Genomic DNA, 17297 nt, shown 5'->3' with positions numbered 1-17297 from the left:
TTGAAGTATTAACATTAAGCCTAAAAGCTCCAACTTAAGTGAATACCACCATAGCTTTCATCTAAGCTGCCAGTGTAGCCATTAACTTCCGCTTCTTTTTTAATGTCATCCATGGCAATAACATGGCTAAAGTGAGCACTGATTGTCATATTGCTGCTCAAGGCATAGCTGGCTTCAACCCCCATTTGGAAATGGTTTGCGCCATTATGTTTTTCGGTAGCGTATTGGAAATCAAATCCTTGGGTGATATATGGGGTGACAGAGAATTGTTCGGTTAATTGCCAAGGACTGTGCAGGCTGACCTCGACAAAATACCCACCCGCTTCTGTTGCATAGGTATAAGCGATTGATGGAATTAACCAATTTACACCTGTGTAAGCTATTTCAGCAAAAAACTCATTATCGTGGCCGCGTTCGTCGCCATAAAACTCAAGTCGTTGATAACCCACTATGGTTTCTAAATCTTCATGTAGGTGTAAAGCGTACTCTAAACCAAAATTCCATTCGGTGTAGTGCTCTGTATCACCTCTCACTACTGCTGCGTAAGTGGTGAGGTCCCCTGAGGTAACGGATGCACCGCCAAGATAGACGCCACCGTCAGCTAAGTTATTTCGACCTTCTGATATGTATTTTGAATCCCAGCCTAAACCAACATCAAATTCAAAATCTTCAGCATGAACTTGGTTAGATAGAATTGCTGAAAAGCTGAACAATGATAAAAGTAACGGGTTAAAATATGTTTTCATATCAGTGTTATTCTCATCGGTGATGTAAATATGTGCTAAGAATATATGATTTGAAGTGATTAGGAATGAGAACGAGTTAGATTTGCGATCGACTTGTCAATAATTATCATGTAAAAGCTGTGTAAATTAGTTTGTGCAACGGTTCACGTTTTTTAAGGTTATTTTAAGGTAGAGCTTAATCGATCTATGCTGATTGAAAAGTTTAAGCTATATAAGTGCTAATTTTACTGTCCGCGGCCTGTTAATTAGCTGGCTTCAATCAAGCTGTAGACTTGAATTCATCAACTCGAGCCCTTATTAATAAACTACAGGCAATTATTACCCTATTTCCCGAGGAATCACCTATGAGCAACACATTGCTAGATAATCCTTTATTAGAGCAAAGCGAGCTGCCGCAGTTTTCGAAAATTAAAGCGGAGCATATTCAACCTGCTGTTGAACATGCTATTGCCCAATGTCGCAGCAAAATTGATGAAGTGTTAGCAGATAACAGTACTTACTCATGGGAAAACTTAATTGAGCCACTAGAAGAGGTAGATGATCAGTTGAGTAAGATATGGTCTCCGGTATCACACATGAACTCAGTCACCAGTACTGATGAATGGCGTGAAGCTCATGATGCTTGCCTGCCGCTATTGTCTGAATACGGTACCTTTGTAGGTCAGCATCAAGGGTTATATCAAGCTTATAAATCGATTCAAGAATCGGCTGAATTTGAGGTGCTTTCAACCGCACAAAAAACCTTGTTAACACAAAGTTTACGTGACTTTGAATTGTCGGGCATTGGACTCGATGAACAGCAAAAAATCCGATATGGCGAAATTGTAAAACGCCTTTCTGAACTGACTAGCAGTTTTTCTAATCAGTTATTAGATGCCACACAAGCATGGACTAAATTGATTACTGATGAAACTGAGCTCGCAGGCTTACCAGACTCAGCGATTGCTGCAGCCAAAGCCATGGCAGAGGCGCAAGATAAACAAGGTTGGTTATTTACTTTAGATTTTCCATCTTACTTACCCGTGATGACCTACAGTGAAAACCGTGAACTGCGTGAAGAGTGCTATCGCGCCTTCGTCACTCGAGCATCGGATCAAGGCCCGAATGCTGGTGAGTTTGATAACAGTGCCAACATGGATGAAATCTTGGCGTTACGTCATGAGCTGGCACAATTATTGGGTTTTGATAGTTATGCTGATAAGTCGCTAGCGACCAAAATGGCCAATGACCCTAGCCAAGTATTATCATTTTTAAATGAGCTTGCACTTCGCTCAAAAGAGCAAGGCAAGGCAGAGCTTGCCGAGCTTAAAGCGTTTGCGAAAGAACACTTTGATGTCACTGAAATGGCATCTTGGGATTTAAGTTTTTATGCTGAAAAATTACAACAGCATAAGTATGAAGTGTCACAAGAGTTATTACGACCATATTTTCCTGAAGACAAAGTGTTATCAGGCTTGTTCTATACAGTGTCACGTCTATTTGGTTTGAGCATTGAAGAGCAACAAGACTTTGATAAGTGGCATGATGATGTGCGTTTCTTCCACATTTATGATGCTGAAAAAGCCCATCGTGGTAGTTTCTACCTTGATTTGTATGCACGCAGCGGTAAACGTGGCGGCGCTTGGATGGATGATTGCCGTGGTCGCCGTGTAACAAGTTCTGGGCTGCAAAAACCAGTTGCCTATTTAACCTGTAACTTCAATGGACCAGTCGATGGTAAACCTGCACTGTTTACTCACGATGAAGTAACCACATTATTCCACGAATTTGGTCATGGTATTCACCATATGCTGACGCAAATCGAAGTTGGCGGCGTGGCGGGTATCAATGGTGTACCGTGGGATGCAGTGGAGTTACCGAGTCAATTTATGGAAAACTGGTGCTGGCAAGAAGAGGCATTAGCTGAAATCTCAGGTCATTTTGAAACGGGTGAGCCTTTACCTAAAGCCTTATTAGACAAGATGCTAGCGGCTAAGAACTTCCAGTCTGGAATGATGATGCTTCGTCAGTTAGAGTTCTCGTTGTTTGATTTTAGAATGCATCATGAGTTTGATGCAGAGAAAGGCGCAGATATTCAAGGGATCTTAGATGAAGTTCGTAGCCAAGTTGCTGTGAATGTACCACCTGCTTTTAACCGTTTCCAACATGGTTTTGCACACATCTTTGCTGGTGGCTATGCAGCTGGTTACTACAGCTATAAATGGGCAGAGGTGTTATCAGCAGATGCATTTTCTCGTTTCGAAGATGAAGGGATCTTTAACCCAGAAACAGGCAAAAGCTTCCTTAACAACATCCTTGAAATGGGGGGCAGTGAAGAGCCTATGACCTTATTTGTGCGATTTATGGGTCGTGAGCCGAATACTGACGCATTATTACGTCATTCAGGCATTAATGCGTAATCTTTTGAGAAATAGACAAGCATACTGTTATAAGTGATTGTTTAGGCACCGCAAAAATTAAATGATAAAAGGCACCTCAGGGGTGCCTTTTTTGTCTTTATGCTACTTAGGTCAATTAATTTTGCTGCTGAGCTTATTAATTCATTAAAGTTACATTACTATGTTATCGATTGCATAATTTGAACGGATTCGTATTTTGACAGAGCAACCTTCTCCAGAAGAACAAGTTTTCTTCACCTTAACACCAGGTAGAACGGTGGATATACAAATTGATTTCCCAGTAAAATTTAGAACCAAAGCGACATTGGTGGGTCATGAGCTGGGAAAATATATTATTTTAAAACACCCTGCACCACAGCAAATGAATAACTATAAAGACGTGTTTGTTGAGGGTAATGGTGTGGTTGTGCGTTACCTGTTAGAAGGTCAACAGGGTGAATGCTATGCATTTAAATCTATCATCCGCAATATCACTAAAATTCCGGAAAAGTTTATTTTTCTGTCGTACCCTAAGCAGATTGAAAACCGCCAATTACGCACCCATCAGCGTTACGTGACACACTTACCTGCAGCCATTCAAGCTAAAGACGAAAATGACACCAGCCATGGAACTCAGTTAAAAGGCATTATTTCTGACATTTCATCCAAAGGATGTGGCTTCGTTTTTAAAACTGACAACCCCAATCTAAAAGTGAGTCAGAAAGATATTATCGTGATGATACGCAATCCTAATAATGAGGGGGTTTGTATCCCTGCCAAGGTATGTAATAGCCGTTTTGAAGAGGGTAAGGTAAACGTTGGTATTAAGTTTGAAGAAGATGACGAACAGATTAAAAGCTTGCTGAATCAACTGTATATAGAATTGTAGTGGGTGAACTTAATTGAGATAAAGATAAAAAAGCGACTGGTATCAGTCGCTTTTTTATTATCGATATTTTAGCTTGTATAGTTAAGCTAACTTCAAATCATATTGCTGGCGATACATCACCATGTCTTCAATCGTCAATACTGGCATGTTGTGTTTAAGGCCAAAAGCGACAATTTCAGGGGCTTTTGCCATAGTGCCGTTTTCGTTGGTCACTTCACATAAAACGCCAGCAGGCTGTAGCCCTGCCATTTGCATTAAATCTACCGTACCTTCAGTGTGACCGCGACGTGACATAACACCGCCAGCACGTGCTCGAAGTGGAAACACATGTCCTGGGCGAGCCAGATCTGATGCTTTAGCGTCAGCTGCTGTGGCGGTTTTAACTGTTGTCACGCGGTCTTGAGCTGAAACGCCCGTGGTCACGCCTTCTTTAGCTTCAATGGATACGGTAAAAGCAGTTTGATTGGCGCTATTGTTATCCGCCACCATTGGCGGAAGTTCTAGCTTGGTGGCTTGCTCATCAGTTAAACATAAACACACAATGCCGCTGCATTCACGGATCATTAATGCCATTTGCTGACTGGTGAGGTGCTCTGCTGAATAAATAATATCGCCTTCATTTTCACGATCTTCATCATCTAGCAATAATACGCCGTTACCTTCTCGTAAAGCAGATAAGGCTTTTTCGACACGTTCGATAGGATCGCCAAATGGCGAAAGTAGTGATAGCTGATTCATGGTTAACTCCTAAAAAATACCAGAATCAGGGCTTTAAAGAGGGTTTTTACGCCAAACGAAATACACCAGTAAGCACAATGCTCACTGGCGTATTTCTATTCTCTCTCATCCGGACTATAACCGTCGGCTCTGGAATCGTAGACATTACATCTACATCACCAAATCTGCTGACCTCGACGAATCGAGCGCTCGCGGGCTTAGTTAAGATTACATGAAGGTAAGTTAACATCACCGCCGGTGGGGAATTTCGCCCCGCCCTGAGAATTAAAAAATAATCTGCTTAACACCCAATGTGCTAAACAGCGCCGTCATGGTAAGCCAAAAGTTTGGATTTAAAAAGTGATAAGGCACTCAGAGTTCATAAATATTTTTATCATCAAGGTGGCTGAACTTTGGTGGATACATTTTCGTATAAGTTGTTCTATTTAATGATTTGTTAATTTAGAGAGTGGACTTGATAGCTGGTATGACCTCTGTTAGCCTGATGCGTTCATAAGGAGTAAGCAGTATATGAATTTATATTTTCGTCTCATTTGGTTGATGTTGTGGCGTAATCGCCAAGCTAAAAAAATTGGTTTTTTAGATACAAGCCGTATTAGTTACCGTGCATTGCCGCTAGATTGCGACATCAATATGCATTTAACCAACTCTCGTTATCCTGCGTTTATGGATCTTGCTCGTACTCACATGATTGCAGAAATGGGACTAATGCAGAAATTTCTAAAGCTGAAATGGCTGCCTATTGTGAACGCATCAGAGTTTACTTTTTTCCGTGATATCAAACCGATGGAAAAATTTGAAATCGAAACTCGCATTGTTGGATGGGATGAGAAATATTTTTATATTGAACAACGCTTTGTTACCGCGAGAGGCTTACATTGCATCATGCATGTACGTGGCGTGTTTATTTGTAAGGGTAAACAAGTTCCGATTACTGATTTAGTTGCTGCAGCGGGCTATGAAGGGCCGACACCCGCTATGCCTCCGGAGCTGGTTAAGTGGAAAGAATTTTTACAAGTTAAGAAAGACCAAAACCTTGCTCCTAAATTGAGTTTAGCTTCGTAAACGTTATTATACCCAAAGATAATAATGTATTGAGTAGGTAACCCAAGTGGCCACATTAGAGAAGTTTAGCGATATTTTTGACCGCGCAGCCGAACGTAAAGGTGGTGCTAAAGCGCTAGGCTTATTAATGCCGCAAACATTAGATGCTGATGAGATTGGGCAATTTACCGATGCCCAATTGCTATCTGCAATGAGCAAGCAAGTGTTTCAAAGTGGCTTTGTTTGGCGAGTGGTTGAGAATAAATGGCCTGCTTATGAAGAAGCCTTCTTTAACTTTGAGCCTTTTAAAGTTTTAATGTTGTCTCCTGATCAAATTCAAGAGCGTGCCACAGATGCCACGCTTATTCGTCATCAAAAGAAAACCCAATCCATTGTTGATAATGCTTATATGGTGCAGCAATTGGCAGCAGAGCATGGCAGCTTCGCTGAGTTTATTGCTAACTGGCCAGAAGATGACATTACTGGGCTTTGGCAAGTACTGAAGAAAAAAGGCAGTCGCTTGGGTGGTAATACAGGGCCTTATTTTTTGCGCACGGTTGGTAAAGATACCTTTTTATTGACCAACGATGTGCAATCTTATTTAAAAGCCAATAAGGTCGTTGATGCAGGTTTTACCTCGCAAACTGCGCTAAGACAGGCGCAAGCAGCGTTTAACCATTGGCAACAAGAGTCTGGCTTAAGCCAAGCTCAAATCAGCCGTATCATTTCATTAGGAGTGGGTGACAATCGCGTCTAACGACGGGCTAAGTTGATGCATTTTGATAGCGACACAAAAACATTTTGGCGACTTCATTGGCTATTTCTTGCTGCTCATCATGGTTAAGTCTGTCAGCAAATTGCATGACTTGAGGCCAAAAACAACTTCCTTTAATCAAGCTATGTATTTGCTGTAGCGCCAATTCCTCATTAGTGACTGAAATCTTTTTGTCGGCCATGGCTGCTCTTATCCAGCGCATTGTGGCGCTTTCTTGCTTTTTAACACGTTGAAACTCTTGGTTCATGGACTCTGGTGTATAGAAAAAATGCCCAATAGCCATACGTGTCAGCTCTATGTACTCATGGCTACTGATAAAATTGATTTCTTTAAATACCACTTCCGATAACTGCTCAAGCAAAGGTGTATTGCTTTGGTATTCTGCAACATTATGTTTGAAAGAGCGGTCCCATAGATCAGCCATTAAGTTCATAACGATCGCTTCTTTAGTGTCAAAGTGATTGTAAACCGTGCGCTTAGACACGCCGGCAACTTCGGCCAGCTTGTCCATACTGGTTGCAGCAACACCAAACTCAGTGAAGGTCACTTTGGCTGCGTTGATGATGGCAGCACGTTTTTTTTGGCTCAAAGTCATTTTTTCAGTCGGCATGGTTTTTACTCGTAATGTAAATCTCGAGACATTCTACACTGGGTAGTTTACTTTTCAATCATATTTTAATAAACTGCACCGTGCAGTTTACTTTCTGGGTTTTACAATGAAATATTTTTTGATTTTGGTGGGGGTATTGGTGATGGCTTTTTCAATTAAATCATTTTTTGCAGCTGATAAAACAGACGTTGTTAAATTTGAAAATACCGATATTCAATACCAATCAGGCTTCAGTGATATTTGGAATATCGCTAAAAGCTACATGACAACCAAACGTTTACATCCAGCTCCAGTGGTTGAAGTACCTGTACAGCCGATTACGGCAACCAGTTTAAGCTTTAGTAATGAAGATCAGCTATTTCGTCTAGGTCATTCAACGATACTTATTCGTCTTGATGGTGATTATATCCTGTTAGATCCCGTATTCAGTCAGCGTGCTTCGCCAGTACAATGGGCAGGGCCTAAGCGTTTTCATCAATCGCCGATCAGTATTGAGCAATTACCGCCAATTAAAGCGGTCATCATTAGTCATGATCATTATGATCACCTTGATAAATCAGCCATTACCGAGCTAAGCGACAAAGCCGAGCATTTTGTCACGCCCGAAAAGGTGGGCGATTATTTAATTGAATGGGGTGTTGAGCCGAGTAAAGTCAGTCAGCTTTCTTGGTGGCAAGAGCTTAATATTGGAGAGTTAACCTTAGCGGCAACACCTGCACAGCATTTTTCAGGTCGTGGATTACGTGATCGTGATACAACGTTGTGGGCAAGCTGGGTTATTAAAGGCACTAACAGCAATCTATTTTTCAGTGGTGATGGCGGATATTTTTCAGGTTTTAAAGAAATTGGAGAACGTTATGGGCCATTTGATATCACGATGATTGAAACTGGCGCCTATAATGAAATGTGGAGTCAGATCCACATGATGCCTGAACAAAGCCTGCAGGCACATATTGATTTAAATGGTTCTGAATTTGAAAGCAGTGTGTTGATGCCAATTCATAATGGCACCTTTGACTTGGCGCTACATGATTGGTTTGAACCTTTAGAGTGGATTAGCGACTTAGGCAAACAGGCCAATGTGTCAGTGATTACTCCCGTTTTCGGAGAGCCTGTTAATGTAGCCTCACCGCAAAAAACACAGGCTTGGTGGCGTGAGATGCTATCGAATGATGAATGGATTTTACAATCTCAATAATTTTTTGCTAATAGATAGAAAAATATCTGGTTTCACCTACAATAAACCAAATAAAATACTATTTCATATGCATTTTTTTTAACGTTATGTTGTATATTGGGTTTTTTTTAACTCATTCAATTGTAACGTTGTAGTAACATTCTAGGCTGTTTAATTTTTGTTAGCACAGCCTTGTTAACAAGCTTGAAACAAAGCCGCAAAACTTATTATTTGTTTACAATTTATAATATTTTAAGTGGTTGTTGAGTTCACATGGGTATGCGATAACAGTGCCCATAAAGTTTAGTCAATTTAAAACGTTAGGATTATCGCTATTTAGCAATCGTTACGTAATGAAGCGTAAGGTTACTGATGATGTCATTAGGAGTAAGAACAGTCATGCACAAAGCACTGAAAATAGCCTCAGTTATCACTGCGGCTTTATGGATTACCGCTTGTGGTAAAGCCGATCAAGGCCATACCCAGCAAAAAGCGCCTCCCGTTCCTGTAGGAGTGTTGAGTGTGACTGAGCAACCTCAAGCTATTCAAGTTGAGTTACCTGGTCGTAGCCGCGCTTATTTAGAAGCAGAAGTTCGTCCACAGGTATCAGGCATTATCACTAACCGTGGTTTTGTTGAAGGTAAGGATGTTGAAGCGGGCCAATCACTATATCAGATTGATTCAGCTACATATAAAGCGGCGCTCGTCAGTGCTGAAGCAGACTTAGCAAGTGCAAATGCTTCTTTAGCATCAGCAAAAGCAACGGCGGATCGTTACGCTGCACTTGTGCAAACCAATGCGATTAGTAAACAAGACTTTGATGAAGCAGATGCAGCTTACAAAGAAGCGATTGCCAATGTAACGGTAGCTAAAGCGGCAATTAACACAGCAAACATTAACCTTGAATACACTGAAGTTAAAGCACCTATTTCAGGTCGTATTGGTAAATCAAGTGTAACTCCAGGCGCTTTGGTAACAGCAAACCAGTCTGACACCTTAGCTAAAATTCAGCAGCTTGACCCAATCAACGTTGATATTGCTCAATCAAGTGCACAGTTATTACGTTTAAAGGCAAAACTGAGAGACGGCAAACTACAGCAAAGTGATAACGCTGAAGTTAAGTTGGTTCTTGAAGACGGCACTATTTATGAGCAAGCTGGTACATTACAGTTCGCTGAAGTGAGTGTTGATGAAGCAACAGGTTCAGTCACTTTACGTGCTGAATTCCCTAACCCTGATGGGGTGTTATTGCCTGGTATGTATGTCCGTGCAATTTTGAATGCAGGTCAAGATCCTAAAGCAATTTTAGTGCCTCAAAAAGCTGTGACGCGTAATACCAAAGGCCAAGCTGTTGCTATGGTTGTTGGTGCAGAAAACAAAGTTGAGTCTCGTATCGTGACCACGGCAGAAGTTATTAATCATCAATGGCGTATCACCGATGGTTTAGTCGCTGGCGATAAATTGATTGTTGAAGGCTTACAGAAAATTCGTCAGGGTGCCGTTGTGACACCACAGGTACTTTCAGCAACCCCAGCAACTCCTGCAACTAAATAGGGTAACGTTATGGCTCGTTTCTTTATCGATCGCCCTATTTTTGCTTGGGTGATCTCAATCTTAATCATGCTGGCAGGGATCTTGGCTATTAAAGATCTTCCAGTAGCACAATACCCAAGTATTGCGCCGCCAACCGTAGAGATTACAGCGTTCTATCCAGGTGCGTCTGCAAAGACCATGGAAGACACAGTAACTCAGGTCATTGAGCAGCGTATGACAGGTATTGACCACTTACGCTACATTGCTTCAAGCAGTGACAGTTTCGGTAATGCCACCATTACCTTAACCTTCAACGCTGAAGCAGATCCTGATATTGCGCAAGTACAAGTACAGAACAAGCTTCAAGCTGCAATGACCTTGTTACCGCAAGAAGTACAGTCTCAAGGTGTTAACGTTGTAAAATCAAGTGCGGGTTTCTTGATGGTTGCTGCGTTCGTATCTGAAGATGGTTCTTTACAAAAAAGCGATATTGCCGATTATGTTGCTGCGAACATTCAGGATCCACTTAGCCGTGTTGCTGGTGTAGGTGAAATCCAATTGTTTGGTGCACAGTACGCTATGCGTATATGGCTTGACCCATTAAAGCTAACTCAATATAACTTAACCAGTATTGATGTTATGGCTGCGATTCAAGAGCAAAACGCTCAGATTTCAGCGGGTCAATTAGGTGGTGCACCTTCTATTGCTGGTCAAGAGTTAAATGCAACTGTAACAGCGCAAAGCCGTTTACAAACACCTGAACAGTTCCGCGAGATTATCCTTAAATCAGACTCATCAGGTGCTAACGTTTATCTTAATGATGTTGCTCGTGTGGAATTAGGTTCTGAAAGTTATTCAGTTGAATCTTTCTATAACGGTAAACCAGCTTCTGGTGTCGGTGTTCAGCTTGCTACAGGAGCTAACGCACTTGAAACGGCTAACAATATTCGTGAAAAAATTGCCGAGTTAGAAGCCTATTTTCCTGACGGTTTACAAACTTATTATCCGTATGACACAACACCATTTGTTGAGAAATCAATTGAAGGGGTTGTCCATACTCTGATTGAAGCTGTGATTTTAGTGTTCCTGATTATGTATCTGTTCTTACAGAACTTCAGAGCAACATTGATTCCGACAATTGCTGTACCTGTGGTACTGCTGGGTACATTTGCCATTTTATCAGCAACTGGCTTTACTATTAACACCTTAACCATGTTTGCGATGGTGTTAGCAATTGGCTTGCTGGTGGATGACGCCATTGTTGTGGTGGAAAACGTCGAGCGGGTCATGGCTGAAGAGGGATTAAGCCCACTTGAAGCAACCCGTAAATCGATGGATCAGATTACTGGCGCATTGATTGGTATTGGTTTAACCCTATCAGCAGTATTTGTTCCGATGGCATTTATGTCTGGTTCAACGGGTGTGATTTATCGACAATTCTCGATAACGATTGTGTCAGCGATGGCATTGTCAGTATTGATTGCGATGATCTTAACTCCGGCACTGTGTGCTACGATGCTTAAGCCTATCCCTAAAGGTCATACTCACATTAATACCGGTTTCTTTGGTTGGTTTAACCGAAGCTTTGATAAGTTAACTTCGCGTTATGAAGCCAGTGTTGCAGCCATCTTAAAACGTACTGTTCGTATGATGGGTGTTTATCTTGTTCTGGTTATCGCTACCGCATGGATTTTCATGCGTATGCCGACGGCGTTCTTACCTGATGAAGACCAAGGTATCTTGTTCACTCAGGCTATTTTGCCAACTAACTCAACCCAAGAAAGCACCATTAAAGTGCTTGATGAAGTCAGTGATTTTTACCTGAATGAAGAAGGCGATACGGTCAAATCTGTATTCAGTGTTGCAGGCTTCAGTTTCGCTGGCTCTGGTCAGAATATGGGTATTGCATTCGTTGGTCTTGAAGACTGGGCTGAGCGTGGTGAAGGACAAGATGTTCAATCATTGTCTAACCGTGCAATGGGTCGCTTCATGCAAATGAAAGAGGCGTTAGTGTTTGCCTTTGTGCCACCTGCGGTAATCGAGCTAGGTACGTCGAATGGTTTCGATATGTATCTGCAAGATCGCAGTGGTAAAGGTCATGATGCACTTATTCAAGCTCGTAACCAGTTACTGGGTATGGCCGCACAGAATCCAAACCTAGTTGGTGTACGTCCTAACGGACAAGAAGATGCACCTATGTACGAAATCCACGTTGATCAAGCTAAAATTCGCGCCTTAGGTGTTGATATTGATAATGTAAATAGCGTACTGGCAACAGCCTATGGTGGTTCTTACGTTAATGACTTCATTGACCGCGGTCGTGTGAAGAAGGTATATGTTCAAGGTGAAGCAGAATACCGTATGCAACCAAGTGATTTAGATTCTTGGTACGTGCGTAACTCTGAAGGTGAAATGGTCCCTTTCTCAGCCTTTACAACAGGTACATGGGAGTACGGTTCACCGCAACTGCAACGCTTTAATGGCTTACCAGCAATTAATATCCAAGGTGCAACAATGCCTGGTTATAGTACTGGTGACGCGATGCTCGATTTCGAAGAAATGGTGAAACAACTTCCACCAGGATTTGGTTTAGAGTGGAACGGTTTATCATACGAAGAAAGATTATCTGGTAACCAAGCGCCAGCGCTTTATGCTTTATCTATTTTAGTTGTATTTTTGGTACTTGCAGCGCTATATGAAAGTTGGTCTGTACCGTTTGCGGTTATCTTAGTTGTACCACTGGGTGTCATTGGTGCACTGCTTGCGATGAATGGTCGTGGCTTACCTAACGACGTATTCTTCCAGGTTGGACTATTAACTACGGTGGGGCTCGCAACCAAAAATGCGATCTTAATTGTAGAATTCGCTAAAGAATTCTACGACAAAGGTGCAGGCTTGATTGAGGCGACATTGCACGCAGTTCGTGTACGTTTGCGTCCAATCCTAATGACTTCATTGGCATTCGGTTTAGGTGTTGTACCATTAGCTATCAGTACTGGCGTAGGTTCTGGTAGTAAAAATGCCCTAGGTACAGGTGTACTAGGTGGCATGATGAGTTCAACCTTTATTGGTATCTTCTTAATTCCATTATTCTTCGTAGTAGTTGAGAAAATATTCAGTAAAAAAGAACGTAAAGGTTACAAGCCACCTGAAGCTGAAGCGGAAACTACTGAAAAAAGTTAATCGTTAAGTTAACTGATTCATAAACTTAAAAGCCTGCAATATGCAGGCTTTTTTATGTCCGAGCATAAATAATTGGCTTTAACCAAATGGCTAACGCTATATTGATCCTTGCGTAGTGGGATAAACGTAAGTTTAATAGTAAGAGATACACACGCTGATAATACAATGACACCAGTTTGGAAATGGATATGGAATTAGCAATAGTGCGCAAAAAATTAATACTGAGTATGGCATTAATGGCTATACTCGCCGTATCTGCGCTGAAAGTGGATGCCGCGCCTTCTTTAAGTCATATGGTACAAAACGAGCTGGGTGAGCAAGTCAGCTTAAGCGAGTTTAAAGGTAAAGTCGTGTATGTGGATTTTTGGTCTTCATGGTGCGGCCCTTGTAGAAAGTCTTTCCCGTGGATGAACCAAATGCATGCTAAATATCAGCAACAAGGTTTGGCCGTTGTTGCCATTAATCTGGATGTTGAATTGCCGTTAGCATTGAGTTTTTTAAAAGACTTTCCCGCTGATTTTGCCGTTCGTTACGATCCAGATAGTGAGGTCGCAAGGCTATTTGCACTCAAAGGTATGCCAAGCAGTTTTATCTTCAATCGCCAAGGTGAGTTAGTGCAGCAGCATACAGGGTTTAACTTGGATAAACTCGAGCAATATGAACAAGAATTGGTTGAGCTTTTACAACCTAAATAGCTTATAAAGCTATGAGCTAACATAAAAAAACCAGTAACAAGAAACATGTTACTGGTTTTTATTTGTCAGCTTAACCTATGTCATTACGGCGTGTAGTAAGTCGCAGCACCAGGACCTACAGGGAAACCAAGTACGAATACCCATAGGAAGAAGAACAGTGTCCAACCAATAAAGAACACGATTGAGTATGGCAACATGGTGGCGATGAGTGTGCCGATACCTAAGTCTTTCTTATAACGACTTGCTACCGCAAGGATAAGCCCGAAGTAACTCATCATTGGGGTGATCAAGTTAGTGACAGAGTCACCAATACGATACGCTGCTTGGATGGTTTCTGGGGCATAACCTACTAACATCAACATAGGCACAAAAATAGGTGCGGTGACTGCCCATTGTGCAGAAGCACTACCTAGCATTAAGTTAATCACGCCACACAGCATAATAAACAACACGAACACTAATGGCCCAGTTAAGCCAATACTGCTTAAGGCATCTGCGCCCGTTACCGCAAGAACTGCGCCTAAGTTTGTCCATTTAAAGAAAGCAACAAACTGCGAAGCAAAGAACACAAGAACGATGTACATGCCCATGGTGCTCATACTGTGTGACATTGCATTAATCACGTCAGTATCTTTATTCATGGTGCCAACGACTTTACCGTAAACTAGTCCTGGTATCGCAAAACCAATAAAGATGAAGGCGACAATTCCCTTTAAGAAAGGTGAACCAGCCACTAATCCGGTATCAGGGTTACGCAATGCACCCCAGTCAGGCACGATAGTTAGGGCTAATAATGCGGAAAACACTAATACTGAAATCCCTGCCATTTTTAATGCATGTTTTTCAGTTTGTGTGACTTTATCCATCTGTTGTTCAGATAAATCATCAGCCGCTTCTGAAACATCATATTTACCTAATTTGGGCTCAACAATTTTCTCAGTAACAATCGCGCCTAATGTGGTGATTAAAAACGTCGACACGAACATGAAATACCAGTTTACTTCAGGGCCAACGATATAATCAGGGTCAATCATTTGCGCAGCGGCTTCAGTGATACCAGACAGTAATGGATCGACGGTGCCGAGTAGCAAGTTGGCACTGTAACCACCTGAAACCCCAGCAAAGGCAGCTGCTAGACCCGCTAAAGGATGACGGCCCAATGAATGGAATATCATTGCTGCCATTGGGATAAGCACCACATAACCTAGCTCAGATGCTGTATTCGAGACAATACCTGCAAACACAATTGTTAGGGTAACCAAACGCTTTGACGCACCCATTACCAATAAACGCATAGCGGCAGAAAGCAGGCCTGAACGTTCGGCAATACCTACACCTAGTAAGGCAACAAGTACGGTACCTAGTGGCGTGAAGCCAGTAAAGTTAGTGACGAGGTTTGAGACAATCATTCTCAAGCCTTCGGCATTCATTAGGCTGACAACGTGAATAAGGCCGTCTTCGCTGCGACCTGAACTACCAATTGGTCTAGGGTCTGCGACCGTGAGTTCGAAATAGCCTGCGATACCACTGAGAGCGATCACGGCTAAACAGAACATGGCAAATAAAGTAATTGGGTGAGGTAATAAGTTACCTAAACGCTCAACAATATTAAGGAATTTTACGAAAGCCCCACTTGAAGCGAGATCTTGTGGTGTATTGTTGGTTGGTGGTGCCCCATTATTAGGCGGCGTAGTATTTGATGATGTAACGGACATGATCTTCCCTTTAGCTTGGCTTAATTATTATGAGTTTGAGATTTTGCCAACTTACAGACTAGCTTATAAATTTTAAATTAAGCTTAAATTAACGATGAAAAAGTTGATAAATAATACTTAACAACAGTTATTCAATCAACGCAACGTAATAACAACTCATTTTAATGAAAACATCCAATAAAACCATGATTTTTTTGTGTAAGGGTATAAAAAACACCCATCACTGTTTTGTTTTAGCTTTATGTTTTTTAATGATAAAAAAAATAATATCTATTTTTTGTTCATGATTTTATAGTTTAATCAGTATTTCGTTGTAGCTAAATGTAAAGCATTCATTTTATAAGGTTTTAATCCTGTTTTTAATCGGGTTTTTGGTTAGATTGTAAAAATGTGTTTAATAAAAACACACCACTTTTAACCGACGAGGATGAACTTTGAACTGATTTGTGGCTATTATGGGGAGATGAGACAGATAACATTAAGCTTAACTGGACTCGATAGCCAAAGGTGAATAAATAGTAAGCCTAGTGTTTTACTAATTGACTTGCTCAAGTAACCAGCTGTGATTGATACAAAAAAGACAGATAGTTTTATAAAAAAATTATAAGAAGAATGAATAAATTACTGAGTTTAACTAACAGTGTTGCTACTACTTATGCCGCTAGCGCCTTGCTACTCGGTAGTACCTTTGCTGGGTATGAGTCTGAACCATTGGCAATAAAAAAAGCCAAAGTATCCATGACGCCAATGGCAGAAGAAAGTCTTGCTACTGAGTTAAAACTACAAAAATCTCTTTCTCCTACAGCCGAAGTAAGTGCTAAGGTGGCACCAAAAGCACAGCAAGCAAAACCAGTAAAGCCAAAAAAACAGTATCTTCAATCTTCGTCTCATACTAAACCTACCCGAGTATATGAGCCTCAGGTAGAAGTTAAACCAGAGGCTAAGTCACAGCAGGTGTTATTAGCCCCAATTGTAGTACTCCCTACAGAAAAACCGATCCAAGGTGTAGAAAGTAAAGATGTAGAAAGTCGCCTGCTGTTAAAACCTAAAAAGCAGCAAGTACTTCACCCTGCAATTGTGGCTTTGCCTGATGAGTCGCCTAAACCTATGTTAGTACTGCAACCTAAAGTCATCAAGCAGCCACCGGTTGATATAAATACTGTGCAAACTCCAGCTAAATCAGTAAGCAAGCCTAAATGGGTTAAGCCATTAAAAACGGCTTCTTTTTCTGATCAAAGCCTGAAGACGAGTAATAAGCCTAAGCGGAAAATCTATCAATATGAGCAGGGTGGTATCACCACCTTCTCTAATATCGTGCCGGACAGCGCAGATTTTGAAGTTTTACTTTATGACTGCTTTGCTTGCCAAGTGAACTCGCAAGTGGATTGGCAGAGTATTCCTTTGTTTGCATTTAAACATAGCGATCATGTTACTGATGCTGCAGAACAATTTGATTTAGACCCAGCGCTGATAAGAGCAGTTATTCATGCTGAATCCGCTTTTAATGCTAAAGCGCGCTCAAAAGTCGGTGCAATTGGCCTTATGCAGCTCATGCCAGCAACCGCCAAAGAGTTAGGAGTCAGCGACGCTTTCGACATTAAGCAAAATATTTGGGGCGGCAGTCAGTATCTGGCCTATTTACTAAAACGCTTCGATAACGATATTGATTTGGCCTGCGCGGCCTATAACGCGGGACCTACTACAGTCACTAAATACCAAGGCATACCGCCTTATCCTGAAACCCAAGCCTATGTAGAGCGAGTCAAAATACTCTTAAAACGCTATCGCACTGCACTGCAAAGTTAGAGGAACTT

Annotated in this window: 13 protein-coding genes and 1 riboswitch; of the genes, 9 read left to right on the top strand and 4 right to left on the bottom strand. The window is 41.5% G+C overall.

The window, feature by feature from the left end; all coding sequences use genetic code 11:
• Window positions 1-20: 20 nt before the first annotated feature.
• Complete coding sequence (locus tag QPX86_RS20105) at window positions 21-746, bottom strand: hypothetical protein (protein WP_285163739.1); 726 nt, start codon at window positions 744-746, stop codon at window positions 21-23.
• A gap of 344 nt (window positions 747-1090) precedes the next feature.
• Here QPX86_RS20105 and prlC point away from each other — a divergent pair, with 344 nt between their 5' ends.
• Complete coding sequence (prlC, locus tag QPX86_RS20100) at window positions 1091-3145, top strand: oligopeptidase A (RefSeq protein WP_285163738.1); 2055 nt, start codon at window positions 1091-1093, stop codon at window positions 3143-3145.
• 196 nt (window positions 3146-3341) lie between these two features.
• The gene (locus tag QPX86_RS20095; protein WP_285163737.1) at window positions 3342-4013 is read left to right on the top strand and encodes a flagellar brake protein; all 672 of its coding nucleotides are present in this window, start codon (window positions 3342-3344) and stop codon (window positions 4011-4013) included.
• 81 nt (window positions 4014-4094) lie between these two features.
• Here QPX86_RS20095 and ribB read toward each other — a convergent pair whose 3' ends face one another.
• Window positions 4095-4751: a 3,4-dihydroxy-2-butanone-4-phosphate synthase gene (ribB, locus tag QPX86_RS20090; RefSeq protein ID WP_285163736.1), complete on the bottom strand. Its 657-nt coding sequence runs from the start codon at window positions 4749-4751 to the stop codon at window positions 4095-4097.
• A 93-nt stretch (window positions 4752-4844) separates the two neighbouring features.
• A riboswitch (FMN riboswitch) is annotated at window positions 4845-5020 on the bottom strand.
• A 241-nt stretch (window positions 5021-5261) separates the two neighbouring features.
• Here ribB and QPX86_RS20085 point away from each other — a divergent pair.
• Together QPX86_RS20085 and QPX86_RS20080 are read left to right on the top strand one after the other, a co-directional pair.
• Window positions 5262-5816, top strand: a complete 555-nt coding sequence (locus QPX86_RS20085) for a thioesterase family protein (protein WP_055026398.1) — start codon at window positions 5262-5264, stop codon at window positions 5814-5816.
• Window positions 5817-5862: 46 nt separating this feature from the next.
• Window positions 5863-6552, top strand: coding sequence for a DNA-3-methyladenine glycosylase I (locus QPX86_RS20080; protein WP_055026397.1), 690 nt, complete (start codon window positions 5863-5865; stop codon window positions 6550-6552).
• A gap of 7 nt (window positions 6553-6559) precedes the next feature.
• On the opposite strand, the gene QPX86_RS20075 is transcribed toward QPX86_RS20080, so the two are convergent.
• The gene (locus tag QPX86_RS20075; protein ID WP_080914550.1) at window positions 6560-7180 is read right to left on the bottom strand and encodes a TetR/AcrR family transcriptional regulator; all 621 of its coding nucleotides are present in this window, start codon (window positions 7178-7180) and stop codon (window positions 6560-6562) included.
• 106 nt (window positions 7181-7286) lie between these two features.
• On the opposite strand from QPX86_RS20075, the gene QPX86_RS20070 reads away from it, so the two are divergent.
• The 4 genes from QPX86_RS20070 (at window position 7287) to QPX86_RS20055 (ending at window position 13768) form a co-directional block, all read left to right on the top strand.
• Window positions 7287-8378, top strand: a complete 1092-nt coding sequence (locus QPX86_RS20070; protein ID WP_220752556.1) for an MBL fold metallo-hydrolase — start codon at window positions 7287-7289, stop codon at window positions 8376-8378.
• A 378-nt stretch (window positions 8379-8756) separates the two neighbouring features.
• Window positions 8757-9911, top strand: a complete 1155-nt coding sequence (locus QPX86_RS20065) for an efflux RND transporter periplasmic adaptor subunit (protein ID WP_285163735.1) — start codon at window positions 8757-8759, stop codon at window positions 9909-9911.
• Between the two features lie 9 nt (window positions 9912-9920).
• Window positions 9921-13073, top strand: coding sequence for an efflux RND transporter permease subunit (locus QPX86_RS20060; protein WP_285163734.1), 3153 nt, complete (start codon window positions 9921-9923; stop codon window positions 13071-13073).
• A gap of 188 nt (window positions 13074-13261) precedes the next feature.
• Complete coding sequence (locus tag QPX86_RS20055) at window positions 13262-13768, top strand: TlpA disulfide reductase family protein (RefSeq protein ID WP_285163733.1); 507 nt, start codon at window positions 13262-13264, stop codon at window positions 13766-13768.
• Window positions 13769-13851: 83 nt separating this feature from the next.
• Here QPX86_RS20055 and QPX86_RS20050 read toward each other — a convergent pair whose 3' ends face one another.
• Window positions 13852-15483 carry an AbgT family transporter gene (locus QPX86_RS20050; RefSeq protein ID WP_259651224.1) on the bottom strand — a complete coding sequence of 544 codons (1632 nt, stop codon included), beginning with the start codon at window positions 15481-15483 and terminating at the stop codon, window positions 13852-13854.
• A 612-nt stretch (window positions 15484-16095) separates the two neighbouring features.
• Here QPX86_RS20050 and QPX86_RS20695 point away from each other — a divergent pair.
• Complete coding sequence (locus QPX86_RS20695) at window positions 16096-17289, top strand: lytic transglycosylase domain-containing protein (RefSeq protein ID WP_407696609.1); 1194 nt, start codon at window positions 16096-16098, stop codon at window positions 17287-17289.
• The last annotated feature ends 8 nt before the right edge of the window (window positions 17290-17297 follow it).

The organism is Shewanella goraebulensis (genome assembly GCF_030252245.1).
Lineage (GTDB): Bacteria > Pseudomonadota > Gammaproteobacteria > Enterobacterales > Shewanellaceae > Shewanella > Shewanella goraebulensis.
This window is presented reverse-complemented; position numbering and strand designations above follow the sequence as displayed.

Excerpts from the sequence above, each read along its gene's own strand:
- QPX86_RS20105 (WP_285163739.1), bottom strand. The coding sequence starts at position 746 with ATGAAAACATATTTTAACCCGTTACTTTTATCATTGTTCAGCTTTTCA.
- prlC (WP_285163738.1), top strand. The coding sequence starts at position 1,091 with ATGAGCAACACATTGCTAGATAATCCTTTATTAGAGCAAAGCGAGCTG.
- ribB (WP_285163736.1), bottom strand. The coding sequence starts at position 4,751 with ATGAATCAGCTATCACTACTTTCGCCATTTGGCGATCCTATCGAACGT.
- QPX86_RS20085 (WP_055026398.1), top strand. The coding sequence starts at position 5,262 with ATGAATTTATATTTTCGTCTCATTTGGTTGATGTTGTGGCGTAATCGC.
- QPX86_RS20075 (WP_080914550.1), bottom strand. The coding sequence starts at position 7,180 with ATGCCGACTGAAAAAATGACTTTGAGCCAAAAAAAACGTGCTGCCATC.
- QPX86_RS20070 (WP_220752556.1), top strand. The coding sequence starts at position 7,287 with ATGAAATATTTTTTGATTTTGGTGGGGGTATTGGTGATGGCTTTTTCA.
- QPX86_RS20065 (WP_285163735.1), top strand. The coding sequence starts at position 8,757 with ATGCACAAAGCACTGAAAATAGCCTCAGTTATCACTGCGGCTTTATGG.
- QPX86_RS20060 (WP_285163734.1), top strand. The coding sequence starts at position 9,921 with ATGGCTCGTTTCTTTATCGATCGCCCTATTTTTGCTTGGGTGATCTCA.
- QPX86_RS20055 (WP_285163733.1), top strand. The coding sequence starts at position 13,262 with ATGGAATTAGCAATAGTGCGCAAAAAATTAATACTGAGTATGGCATTA.
- QPX86_RS20050 (WP_259651224.1), bottom strand. The coding sequence starts at position 15,483 with ATGTCCGTTACATCATCAAATACTACGCCGCCTAATAATGGGGCACCA.
- QPX86_RS20695 (WP_407696609.1), top strand. The coding sequence starts at position 16,096 with ATGAATAAATTACTGAGTTTAACTAACAGTGTTGCTACTACTTATGCC.